Raw genomic sequence first — 12,482 nt, 5'->3', positions numbered from 1 at the left:
CGCTGCATCCCGCCTAAGCGGGCAGAAATACGAGCTCGATGATATCGAACTCGATACTCGTCACGACGACAGGCACCCCGTTGTAGGTATCTTCCTTGTCTGAGGGGCCTTCTGCGTAGATTGCGGTGAACCAGTTCCGCGGCAGCCGAATCTCCTTCAAGCCCAGCTTACGACCTCCGCTTTCCGCAATGACGAGATCTAGGAGCGCCTTCACCTCGCAGGCAAACCAATTTTCGACCCTGCATGTGGTGATCAACTCGTCAGGAAGCGAATCCTTATGGAAATGCTGGTCGACAGCGTCGATGACTGCCGTAGCTTCGTTACGCGTGCGCCAGTCAACCGGGTATGCGGCATAGAATATCTTCGCTTTGTCGCCTTCCCACTTCGTCCGGACACCCTTAGGTAACCAAATTACGTCGCCAAACTTCGCTTCAATTACACGGCTATAGTTTTCGCCTGTGCGAATTCTGAAAATGCCCTCGAGCACAACGATGACCTCGTCATATTTCATTGTCACGTCGAAGGAGCAGCCATCGTAAGCAGCGACTCCAGAAGCGAGTGTCGTGCTGTTCTGCGGATTGATTAGTCGCAAGTTCGACGCATAGCCGCCGGCACGACGCTGTGTATTTGCCGGAAAACTCATTTCCTCGCTCTTAAGATGTAGCACGTCAGCGGTGGTTTCAGTCATCATCATCTCCTTTTGGGTTGGGCGCCAGACTGAAGTCGATTCGCCGCAACATTACTAACTTATGCGAGCAGTCTATATTCTGTGTGGGCGCGCTTTACTCATACGAAGAATGCCCGTTCATATCGAACTCGCAATAGCGCGCTCCGCTTGCGGGAAGTTTGAACTGGGGGAAGGCTGCCTTGCAGTTCTGCGCGTACGAAGGTCGCGGCGGATTCGGCGCGCGCCTTTGGATGACACATATTTCCAAGCCTGCTCTACGAATCTTAGGCTTTGCTTTTACGGCGCTTGGTACGATCTTGAATATCAATTCGCCTCTTTGTCGAATCGAAGGAAGCATCGCCCGATGGTATGCGTCAAATGCAGTTTGTATATTCCCATCATCTGGTTTCGAGATGAGCTCAGAACGATCCCGAAGCCGACTGAAGGTTCAGATCCAGAAACCGGACGCTGTAACCGACGTCTTTGTGCGGGGAAATAGCGCGATGGGTTGATTGCTCTACCGTGACTCTGGGATAGTCTTTCGTTCTGAGGCGAGCCTCGGTGCGCGTTCGCTCGTGCCGCCTGACCACGGTAGCGTGGAGTTTGGACCCCGTTCTTCGTGAAGTGCTCAGATGACACCTCGACTAGCCTTTATCATCAAGTGGCCAGTCTCGAAACGAGATGGCTGTAAGACAGAGAATATATTGGCCTAGTGCGTGCACCGCCTCCATACTTTGTCTGCGCGTTCTTATCAGCACGTTGATCCAGCGCTGTTTCGATGAGCAGGGGAGATGCGTGTTCGCTTATCATGGACATCGTGGTCGCTGCCGAGGAGAAGCGTTGGAATGTCATCTCAATGATTCTAGAATTCGACCTTGGTTCGTCATCGAAGGCATTGCCGTCGGCGCGCCATTTCCGGCTGCGAGCGCCGTCAAAGTCGTCTGAACTGAGTAACACGCCCCGGAGGATAACGAAGTGAACCTTGATAGCGCGAAGCGGGTCTCTTCCATCGTCTTTTCTGACTCCTACCTTGAAGCGAGGCGGAAATTGCTGGCTGCGGCCCCCACGTCCCGACCTTACGGATGCAGCGCAAGCGGACCGTCTGGCGAAGCCCTTTTTACAGACGCGGCTTGGTTCGGCCCTACAGATGCGAAAAAGTTGCTAATCCTGGTTTCCGCTACACATGGTGTAGAAGGTTACAGCGGGTCAGCCGGACAGCTTTCTTTCTTGCATGCCAGACTCCATGAGCAACTTCCGCCGTTCACGGCTGTGCTCTTTATCCACGCGCTCAATTCCTACGGTTTTGCGTGGGACCGTCGTGTGACTGCGGAAGGTTGCGATCTTAACCGAAACTTCGTCGACTTTTCCAAGCCGCTCCCGTCGAGCGACGGGTACGAGGAGTTGGCTGAGTACGTTATTCCTGCCGATCTCTCGGATGCGGCGATTCAGCGTGCCGAAGCTGCGATCGCTGCCTATCAGGCGAAACATGGCGAGGGCCGATTCCGGCAAGCATGGGTTGGTGGGCAACACACTAGGCCGGGAGGCATGTTCTATGGTGGAACTGAACCGACTGAAGCCAGGCGGACGCTCGAACAGATTGTGACTGACTTCGAGGTTGCCGCTCGCCATGAGATCATCATTGTCGACTACCACACGGGGCTTGGCCCTTACGGTTATGGCGAACTGCAGTGTGAGCAGCCCTCGGGACCAGCTGGCTATAAGCGAGCGGCAAAGATCTTTGGCCCGTCTGTAACATCACCAGATGTTGGGAACTCTTCCTCAGTCGTCATTTTAGGGACGGTGGACGCTTATTGGCAGCGACTTTTGGGAGACCGGCACACGTACGTCGCCCTCGAATTCGGAACTTACCCGCCCCCTGGCGGGCGGATCGTGCTGCGCAACGACCATTGGCTCTTCCTGCATCGGCCAGAAGCGGCCAATTCGGAACTGGGTCGCCAGATTCGGCAAGCGACAAGACTGCACTTCTCGCCGCAAGCTTCAGATTGGAAGGAGATGGTCCTTTGGAAGTCCCATCAAGTGCATCGACAGTCGATCGACGCCTTAGCATCTGAGCGATAGCTTCCATTTGCATGTTGTCCGAGTGAATTGTTAGCTCAGGCAAGCGATCGCTCGGCGTTCGTCGGAAGTCCACCCGCCGAGCATTGCGGATATACAGCAGGTGCCTCAAGCCGTTCAAGCGGCGAGAGAATAGCAAACGCTCGCCTCGAGCACGGAGGCCAACTCGGGCAAACGATGCGATGCATTCGGGCCGCCATCTTGAAGAATCAACAGCGTCCGTGATTCCGCTGAGCCACGTATTTGGCCGGTGTACGCGCTGGTCCCGCGCTCGCTGGATCGGCTCTCGCAGGCCTTCAGAGCTCCGCTGATGAAGAGCAATCGTTTCCGCGCCTTCGCTCTCGCGTGCTCCATTCGGCGTCAGCCACCCAGAGACCACCCGGCCACCGCCGACTTTGTGCTTAAAAAATGCGCCCTGAGGCTCCTTTTTGCAGCATTTTACGACTCTGAGCCAATATTCGGGGACTTTAGGCGCCGACGTAGCCGCAGACTATCAAAGTCGCTTCGGCAAGCGAATTGCCGGGTGAACCTTTTTGTCGTCGGTGTGCGATTCCGCAATGAAGACATGAGCGTCAGATGATCGATTCTGCTCTTGCCCCCAACACGCGGCGGTTTGCCTCTCTGAGACCAAGACCCATGTTCTACGGTGCGCCAGTGGGTATCCTGCTGCTGGAGCGCGCCAAGGACCATTTCAGCCGCCCTTTCATTCCGGGCAGTGTTGGGAATGCGGGCACATGGAGTGTTCCCGTGCGCTACAAGATGGTGCCCGATCTCAATGTCGGCCGGATCCTTGAATCCAAAGCTGCAGAGTTGACGTCCGCCGTGGTCGAGGCCGCGAGTGAACTCGCGCGAGAGGGGGCGCAACTAATCACCTCTAACTGTGGGTTCATGGTACGTTACCAAGAGGCGGTCCGCGCAGCGGTCGATGCGCCTGTGTTCCTATCCAGCCTGCTTCTTGCCCCATTTCTCGAACGGATGCTTCCACGAGGTAAGGCGCTCGGCATCATTACAGCGAGTGCATCTTCGCTGACCTCGGACTTACTGGAAGCAGCCGGGCTGCCGCCCAGCTCCGCGCGTATCGTTGTGACGGGTCTCGAGAAAGCTCCCGCTTTCTCCGCAGCGTTCCTTGCCTCCAACGGCGATCTCGATGTCCGCGCCGTCGAGGCCGAAACCGTCGATGCCGCGCTGGCTCTGCTCAACGACAGGCCGGAAATCGGGATGCTGCTCCTTGAGTGCTCTGAGTTGCCGCCTTATGCTGCAGCCGTTCAGCGAGCGACGGGCCTTCCGGTTTATGATTTTACCTCGATGATCGAGTTCTTTGTCCGTGGTTTGGTCCGCAAACCGTTTGACGGATTCGACAACAGGTCGCGGTAAGAGCCGTTGATTTAGCTGCGTGATCCATTTGTATCTTTCGCGAAAGTGAGTTCTCATTGTTTGCGGAGTACGATCAGGATACTGGCGATGCCCTTTGGCCAGCGCGAGGGCTCGCATCGTCGTCCCACGTGGCGGGCTTCAATCACTGCAGGCTCTGCCTGAGGGTCAAATCGATGCGATCCATCTCCATTAGGGTGGACGTCATATGCGCTTTACGCATTCCATCGGCGGTAGAGCCGTCCTGCTTTGTGGATTCCAGCATCCTCTGTTGCTGGAACTCCCGCGATTCTGCCGCTTCGATTGGCGGGGTGCAATAACTCCGCGGGAGGTATGACATGACCAGGCGGAATTCCGCGAGCCATCGACTTTTTCCGCTCAGCCGACGCTCACTAATCCGATCATCGGTGGGCTTACTAAGCATACCATTCGTTGCCAAAACCACTAACGCTTGGGCGCAGGAAAAGCTCGCTGGCAGTGGCGAGGTCATTGTTTTCAGCTATGGGGGCTCGTTCACCGAAGGCGCGCGGCGATATGTCTTTGATCCGTTCACGAAAGCGACAGGAATAAAAGTCATAGATGTGACGGCCGATTTCGCCGTGCCGCAGGTGAAGGCGATGATCCGGGCAGGGAGAGTCGATTGGGACACCGCCTTCGTGGAGGCTCAGAACTATCCCGAGATGCACGAAGCCGGGGCGTTTGAGCCGCTCGATTACAGCCTTTGGGATCAAGAGTCCCTAGAGGGCGCACCGCCGGGTACTCGTCTCAAAGATGCAGTCGTGGGCGGTACGACATCGCAATTGCTCGCGTATGATGAGCGCAGTTTCCCGAAAGGCGGCCCGAAAAACTGGGTGGATTTCTGGAACATCACGATGTTTCCGGTATCGCGAGGTCTCTTCGCTTCTGACGCTAAGCGTAACGCCCAGTTTGCGCTTCTCGCCGACGGCGTCGCGCCAGAGAATATTTGGCCGCTGACTGATGACAAACTCGACCGCGCTTTCAACAAGCTCAGCGAAATCAAGCCGCACATTAGCAAGTGGTGGACGGCCGGCGGAGAGGCGCCTCAGCTCCTGATCAACCGAGAACTCGGGATGACCAGCGCATACAACAATCGTCTGATCCTCGCGATCCAGCAGGGAGCGCCGATCAAAACGGTCTGGGAGGGGGCCTATAATAATCACACTTGGATAACGATTCTGAAGGGTAGCCCAAACACAGCGAATGCGCAGAAATTCATCGCTTTTTTGAACCGGGCAGAGATTGCTGCGGGCTGGACACTTGCCACAGGCTGGTCCGGACCGAATATCAATCAGCTCGCCTACCTTCCGATCGACCTCGTCTCGCTGCTCAGCATAAAACCCGAAAATGGTTCGAAGGCCATTGTCGAGGACGCGGACTGGCTCGCGGCGAAACGCCCGGACGGCAAGACAAACGCCGATCATCTGCAGGAGCGTTGGCTGACTTGGAAGGCAACATGACTTTCCTGATCGACCAACGGCCGTCGCAGCTTTTTTGTGCTCCGGCAGTTCCCCAGCCTACGCGATTTGCTTCGGTTCTGCATGGACTTGCCTGTCCCTTGGAGCTCTAAATCTTGACTCAGACCTTGATCACTTCGGCGCCAGTTGTGCGAGCCTCAATCTCCAGCGTGTTCAATCCGGCGTCCATTGCGGTCGTGGGGGCGAGCTGGAGCGACCCCGCAGGGCGCGTCATAATCGAAAACTTCTCGTCGATTGGTTACCGTGGCAGGGTTGTGGCAGTAAATCCGAGGCGTGATGAGAGTATCGGCTATCCCTGTTATCCGACCCTTAGGGACCTTCCATTTGTTCCTGAGTGTGTCGTCGTCTGCGACGATAGACATCGCGTGCTTGAAATCGTTTCCGAAGCGGCCGAGATCGGGTCCAAGGCGGCGGTCATCTTCGCCGTTGGCTTCGCCGAGGCAGGCTCAGCGGGGCAGGAAGAGCAGCAGCGGCTCCGTGACGTCGCTCTTGCTGCGGGAATGGCAGTGATTGGGCCGAACTCCGCTGGTCTAATCAACTTCGTCAACCCCTGTGCAATGTACATCGACGTTGTCAAGCGGTACGAGCCGGGATGCGTCGCGCTCTTCGCTCATTCCGGCGCGATCCTAAATACTCTTCTGGTCAGCAAACGCGGAGTGCGTTGGAACTACGCCGTCGGCTGCGGTAACGAAGCCGCATTGGATAGCGCAGACCTGCTCGCCTATTTCGTCGACGACGTTCACACGCGCGTCATTTGTGGGTTCATGGAGACAATCCGTGAGCCGAAGCGCTTTTTTCAGGAATGCGACCGCGCGCGAGCCGCAGGCAAACCAGTGATTGTTCTAAAGGCCGGTCGCACGGAGGCCGCGCGGCGCGCGGCGACGGCGCATTCGGGCGCCTTGTCAGCCCCAGATCGGCTCTACGAAGAGCTCTTTCGGCGACACGGAGTCCTAAGGGTTGACTCAACGGAGGAGTTGCTCGAGACCGCGATCGCCCTTCAGAGCCGACGGCGACCGCGAGGGGGGCGGGTGGCTGCGATTGCGCCGTCCGGAGGGAATAACCAGCTTACTCTGGACGAAACGGGTAAATATCCGAACCTGAGCCATCCTGAGTTCGCGCCTGCGACGAAGAAGTTCTTGCGCGGATTGCTCCCCGATTTCCTGGCCACGTCAAACCCGCTTGATTTCTCTGGGACGGTAGACCTCGAGGCGGCATACCCAAGGATTCTGAAAGCTGTCGCAGACGATGAGAACATCGATCTCGTTGTGGCAGTAGCCAGAACCAACCACTATCCAATCTTAAAGGAAAGCGGCGGGCGAAGAGCAATCGAAATGGCTGCTGAGATCGCCGCCCGCACAGACAAGTTGGTCGTTCTGCTTACGCCTACGAATGGCGAACCGCCGCCCGACTTGGTCGAGGAGGCGCTGAGACGTGATGTCTTACTTCTCAGCGGTTTCCAGCAGGGCTATCGAGCGCTCGAGCGGCTCGTGACTTGGACGAGGCCGCCGGCGTGCCCAGGGGCACCCGCGACGCCAGAGTTGGGCAGATTCGAAGCGCAGCTCGATCAACTTGAGAGCAAGCCGTTGGCCGGACAGCCGGCGCTGGACGCTCTCCAGGCGACTGGTTTAGCAACTGTCCAGAGTCTCAGTGTCGACAATCCGCAAGCAGCGGTCTCCGCCGCCGCGCGGCTGGGTTATCCGGTGGTCGTGAAGATCGGCGATGCGGACGTCTTCCACAAGACGGAAGCGCGCGGAGTCGTCCTCAATGTGGCCGACCCGCTGGCCGTTCGTGCCGCCACGACTCGGCTGCAGGCGGCCGGCACGCGCTCTGTGCTTGTTCAATCCCAAGTATCAGGGGGCGTCGAGATGTTCCTTGGCCTGCAGACGGACCCCTCCTTAGGTTCTTTCATCGTGGCCGGCTTGGGAGGCATCTGGACAGAAGTGTTGAACGACGTCGCCATTCGCCCAGTGGGTCTACGCGAAGGTGACGCTGCCGCAATGCTGGCGGAGCTGCGCTCGCGAAAGCTTCTGGAAGGAGCGCGCGGTGCGGAGCCGCTCGACTTAGCCGCATTCGCGACAGCAATTGAATGGATGGACGCCATCGGGCGTACTGTTGGCTCACGACTTGAGGCGATCGATGTAAATCCGCTCGTTGTCTTGCCCGTCGGGGTGGTCGCCGTCGATGCCCTGATAGTGCCCCGGAGTTAGCTTTGTCCCTCACTTGCTGGTCCGACTCGGTGGCATCCCGCCGAGCTTGCTGAGCACGCGGATAGCGTACTTACCTAAGACCGCAAATTCGTGCGGGTCGATGACTTCACCGGAAGTGAATGAATGATCAAACCTGCATGCAAAGAAGCGGCGAGCTTACCAGTACGACTTGGTGCGAGAACGAGAGCAGTCCGATGGTCGACACAGACCTTATGGCGCGCATTCAGGAGACGAAACCGTTTCGAAGTGGAGCCTAGCTGGTTGCCGAGAACCCTCACCAGCCAGTCTTCAAAGACAACTTGGGAAGTGATGATTGAGGTTAGCAAGTTATCTTGAGCGTCGACTTGCGCCAGCCGCAACTTTCCGATGTCCGCCTAGAGACCTATTCCAGCATTTGCTTCGGAGAGCTATTGTGCACTGCCCCGCGCCTGCCTCAATCTCTGTGAGGTTTCAACGCTTCGCGGTCGGCGGCGTTTGTGCATCAGGGAAGTCGATGGGCGCGACGAGCAAATTTGTGTTCATCCAGGATGATGTCGACCGTTTCTTTAAATTTGACGACGAGGCAAAGGCGCTCGGCGAGGAGATACTATGAAAATCCATGACTCGAAAGACGCCGCAGCACCGCTTCCCTTCAGCTCGAACATTGTCGGCGGCGCGAGCGTGGGCGCGGTGGATGGTCGGATGATGAACGTGCTTTGCCCATCCGACGGTAAGCCGTTCGCACAAATTGCCCGCAGTGGTCCGGAGGACGTCGATCGCGCCGTCAAGGCGGCGCGCCACTCGTTCGAAGGCGAATGGGGCAAGTTGAATGCGACGGAACGAGGCCGTTTACTACTCAAGCTCAGCAATGAGATCGCCGAGCATTCGCCCGAACTCGCCACGCTGGAGTCACGTGATAGCGGCAAGCCACTCTCCCAAGGTGTGGCTGACGTAGTTGCTGCTGCCCGCTACTTCGAATATTACGGCACGTCCGCCGACAAACTGCTTGGCGATACGATCCCATGCCACAGCAGCTATACGATAGCAATCGTACGCGACCCGCACGGTGTTACCGGCCACATTATTCCCTGGACATTTTCGGCACATATCTTCAGCCGCTCAGTCGCCGCATCGCTCGCCTGCGGTAACGCCTGCGTAGTTAAGCCGGCGGAAGACGCGTGTCTCGCGGTAATTCGCATCGCGGAACTCGCGCGTGATGTGGGCTTTCCGGCAGGCGCGTTAAACGTCGTCGCTGGACTGGGGAGCGAGGCCGGTGCCGCCCTTGCCGCTCACGCAGGCGTCAATTTCATTTCTTTCACGGGCACTTCACAGACCGGAACGGCAATTCAGGCCGCAGCGGCGCGCAATAATATCGGTGTCACCATGGAGCTTGGCGGTAAGTCGCCGCAGGTCATATTCGCCGACGCTGATATCGAGACAGCCGCCCCCTTTGTTATCAACGGTATTATCCAAAATGGTGGCCAAGGTTGCTCCGCCGCGTCGCGCATCTTGATCGAGCGCAAAGCCTACAACTCATTCGCAAAGATCATCGCCGATTGCTTTTCGAAAGTGCGTGTTGGTGCGCATCAAAAAGATCTCGACATGGGCGCAATGATCAACGCAAAACAGAGGGATCGTGTAGTCGATGTGGTAGCTAAAGCGAATAACGATGGAATCGAGATTATTGCGGAAGGCATGCTGGATTCCGAGGCCCCGAAAACAGGCTTCTATGTCAAGCCTGCCTTGTTCAATAATGTGCCGCGTCACAGTGTGCTTGCCAATGACGAGATTTTAGGTCCGGTACTCGCCCTAATGCCTTTCGACGACGAGGCCGACGCGATCGCGTTAGCCAATGGCACGCCTTATGGCCTCGAGGCCGGCATTTGGACCAGCGACGCCAAGTGCTCAATCAGAGTAGCTCGAGCGATGCGTTGCAGCCAAGTCTTCGTGAACGGCTATGGTGCTCCTCCTAACAGCTACGGCGTAGAACTGCCCTTTGGCGGGGTCAAGAGATCCGGGCACGGCCGCGAGAAAGGCTTCAACGCGCTCTACGACTATTGTGCAACGAAGACCATCGTAATTAATCACGGCTAAACGAAATTACACTGAAAGTTGGAACCAAGTGAGGCCGCACAGCCGCAATCAATGTACATCTTGGCAGCTACTTAGAAAAAAATGCTGCGTGCCATTTCTCCTTGTTCGATTTGCTTTTTTATTACTTTCGCTACGAGCTTACGAACTGCTGATATCGCTGCAGCGCCTTCATCCTTCGGGTTCACCTCAATTACTATATGACGTTCAATCGCCGGGTCGATAATTTTCACCGCTCTAAGTTGCCGTTGCTTGATCTCTTTCTGTACCGCTGACGGCAAGAGTATCGAATAGACCTTCCCTTCCGTCACCAGGCTGATAATTGTTGAAAGAGAATCTACCTCAAAACGAACGTCCAGCGCGCAGCCATGCTCTGCGATAAAGTCCGCAGCGGACCATCTAACGTCGTTCTTGCGTATCACAACCGCGAGCGGGTATGCCTGTAGGTCTTTTAGACGAATTGTGTCTTCGTATGGTGGGCGCTTCGGAGGGACAATCAAGCAAGTGTGTTCGCGTGCCAGTACGGTGGCTGGCTTTGAACTCTCCGCTGCGCGATAGAGAACTGCCAAGTTGAGGCGTCCTCCGTCAATCATTTCCTCCAATGGTCCCGTCATGGCCTCGACCACCTTCAACGAAACCCGCGGCAGTGCCTCTTTTGCCATCGCCAGCAACTCGCAATTGATAGCCCGCGCAATGCCCGAAGTTATGCCGATTGTCACCTCTCCTGCAGGAGAGGCCGTCCTACTAGTTAGTTCCGCCTCTGTTAACTGGATTTCCCTCAGGATCGTTTGCGCGTGTTTTAGGAGCTTGACGCCTGAGGCTGTCATCCTGATGCCCGTCCTCTCGCGCGTCAGTAGCTGCGTACCAAAGCCTTCCTCCAATTGTCGGACATGAAGGCTCAATGCGCTCTGCGCTACGTTTAGATGGGTCGCCGCTTTCGTAAAGCTACCTGCTTCGACCACACCGACAAAATATCTCAACTGCCTGATTTCCATGGCCTGAAGCAGCCACGCCTGATAGTTTGTTGAACCACTCCAAGATATTTCGAAACAAGATGGCTGGCAAGGTAGGAATCACTGAGCCCGTGGGCACATGTCGGTGTAGCCGGCGGCGATCGAAACTCTTGGCTGTGCCTCAGTATCTCACCCAAGGGTCAATGCGCACGCGACAGTGGGCCTAGCCAATCCCATTCTGGATCTTCCGCGCTACCCAACACGAAAACCGCGGCTGCGATGCGCATGCCACGTGAACAGCGTGCGGGAGTCGCTCCATGCCGAGAGACGCCCCCACAAAGACTCTCATCAGCTCGCAGTCTTGCGTACGCGATACTTCCAGCTGCATTCGCCGATGATGAACATTCTCACCATTGCATTGCGCGCGAGCTGCTCCTCAGTCTTTCCCAGCCGAAATCTTCGCGGATCGTGATAAACCCCATCTTGGACGCGATGACGTCGTGGGTGACGGACGTTGCCATCCTTTCACACCGGCCGATGATGTACGAGGAATCCCGACGCCTGCCGCCCGGTACAGGGCGCAATTTCGTGGATAAGCAGGCGGAGATCGCCATTGAATTCGATCGGCGCTGGATGTTGCGACCGCTTCGACAAGATGGCATTCGCCCTGCTTTTGTTTGCGCTTATCGCTTCTGCTCTTCGGATACTCGCCGGCAACTTCTTCTTCCGCCTTATTTGGCCCACATGACGTTTACAGACGTGTAAAAGAAACACCGACCGAGGATCGAGACGTATTCTTTCAAATGGCCGTATATCCGCCATCAACCAGATGGCAGCCGCCTGTAACGAATGACGCCCGATCTGAAAGAAGAAAGGCCGCAAATTCCGCCACCTCTTCTGCCTTACCCAGCCTGCCGATTGGATGTTTGGCGATAATCTCGTCCCGGTCATCTCCCATGTTCTTCAGGAGTGGCGTTTCGATCCATCCTGGAGCGAGCGCATTCACCCGAACGCCTTTGGTGCCGTATTCTATGGCGGCGGTACGTGTGAGGCCCACAACGCCGTGCTTAGCTGTGCAATATGCGGAGGAGCCTGGGAAGCCGCGCTCACCCAGCACCGAAGAAATGTTGACGATAGACCCCCCGCCATTCGAAATGATTTCAGGGATCTGATATTTGAGGCAGTAGAAAAGTGACGACAGATTAGTGTTAATCATCGTTTGCCACGCCGCAAGATCATAATCCGTAACGTAATCACCCGTACCGTTGATACCGGCACTGTTCGTAGCCAAATGCAGGCCGCCGAACCGAGCGAGCGTAGCAGCAACCATGGCTTCCACTTCCTTTGGTGAAGCAACATCAATGACTATTGACGAGGCCCGCAATCCCGCATCAACGAGCGCTGTCGCTTTAGCCGACACGCCTTTTTCATCTCGGTCAACAAGCATGACCGAGCCTCCACTTTGGGCAATTCGCGTCGCGATCGCGGAGCCAATCCCCGAGGCGGCGCCAGTCACAAGCGCTACCTTGCCACTGAACTCTTCGTTATGATTCATCAGGTGCCTTTCATTGTTGTGCCGCTGGTGAAATGGAAGGAGACGTGCCGCGGATTAAGCATCCTGCCATCTGGTTCTCTCTTAGAT

9 protein-coding genes are annotated in these 12,482 nt (G+C 56.6%); 6 read left to right on the top strand and 3 right to left on the bottom strand.

The window, feature by feature from the left end:
• Positions 1-13: 13 nt before the first annotated feature.
• Entirely contained in the window at positions 14-688 is a 675-nt protein-coding gene (locus ACVIYL_RS44485) for a hypothetical protein (protein WP_456781698.1), read from the bottom strand.
• A 954-nt stretch (positions 689-1,642) separates the two neighbouring features.
• Between ACVIYL_RS44485 and ACVIYL_RS44480 the strand changes: the two genes are divergently transcribed.
• The 5 genes from ACVIYL_RS44480 (at position 1,643) to ACVIYL_RS44460 (ending at position 9,890) form a co-directional block, all read left to right on the top strand.
• Positions 1,643-2,746, top strand: coding sequence for a DUF2817 domain-containing protein (locus ACVIYL_RS44480; protein WP_456781697.1), 1,104 nt, complete (start codon positions 1,643-1,645; stop codon positions 2,744-2,746).
• Positions 2,747-3,379: 633 nt separating this feature from the next.
• The gene (locus ACVIYL_RS44475; protein ID WP_456781696.1) at positions 3,380-4,117 is read left to right on the top strand and encodes an aspartate/glutamate racemase family protein; all 738 of its coding nucleotides are present in this window, start codon (positions 3,380-3,382) and stop codon (positions 4,115-4,117) included.
• Between the two features lie 335 nt (positions 4,118-4,452).
• Positions 4,453-5,592 (top strand): ABC transporter substrate-binding protein, encoded by a 1,140-nt coding sequence (locus tag ACVIYL_RS44470; protein WP_456781695.1) that lies wholly within the window; start codon positions 4,453-4,455, stop codon positions 5,590-5,592.
• A gap of 113 nt (positions 5,593-5,705) precedes the next feature.
• Entirely contained in the window at positions 5,706-7,817 is a 2,112-nt protein-coding gene (locus tag ACVIYL_RS44465; protein ID WP_456781694.1) for an acetate--CoA ligase family protein, read from the top strand.
• Between the two features lie 588 nt (positions 7,818-8,405).
• The gene (locus ACVIYL_RS44460; RefSeq protein ID WP_456781693.1) at positions 8,406-9,890 is read left to right on the top strand and encodes an aldehyde dehydrogenase family protein; all 1,485 of its coding nucleotides are present in this window, start codon (positions 8,406-8,408) and stop codon (positions 9,888-9,890) included.
• A 71-nt stretch (positions 9,891-9,961) separates the two neighbouring features.
• Here the strand turns inward: ACVIYL_RS44460 and ACVIYL_RS44455 are convergent, their stop codons facing one another.
• Positions 9,962-10,882, bottom strand: a complete 921-nt coding sequence (locus tag ACVIYL_RS44455) for a LysR family transcriptional regulator (protein WP_456781692.1) — start codon at positions 10,880-10,882, stop codon at positions 9,962-9,964.
• Positions 10,883-11,323: 441 nt separating this feature from the next.
• On the opposite strand from ACVIYL_RS44455, the gene ACVIYL_RS44450 reads away from it, so the two are divergent.
• Positions 11,324-11,605, top strand: a complete 282-nt coding sequence (locus ACVIYL_RS44450; protein ID WP_456781691.1) for a hypothetical protein — start codon at positions 11,324-11,326, stop codon at positions 11,603-11,605.
• 34 nt (positions 11,606-11,639) lie between these two features.
• Here ACVIYL_RS44450 and ACVIYL_RS44445 read toward each other — a convergent pair whose 3' ends face one another.
• Positions 11,640-12,395: an SDR family NAD(P)-dependent oxidoreductase gene (locus ACVIYL_RS44445; RefSeq protein WP_456781690.1), complete on the bottom strand. Its 756-nt coding sequence runs from the start codon at positions 12,393-12,395 to the stop codon at positions 11,640-11,642.
• Between the last annotated feature and the right edge of the window lie 87 nt (positions 12,396-12,482).

This window comes from Bradyrhizobium sp. USDA 3315 (assembly GCF_054056795.1).
Note: the sequence above shows the minus strand (reverse complement) of the source record. Positions and strands in the feature narration are given on the sequence as shown.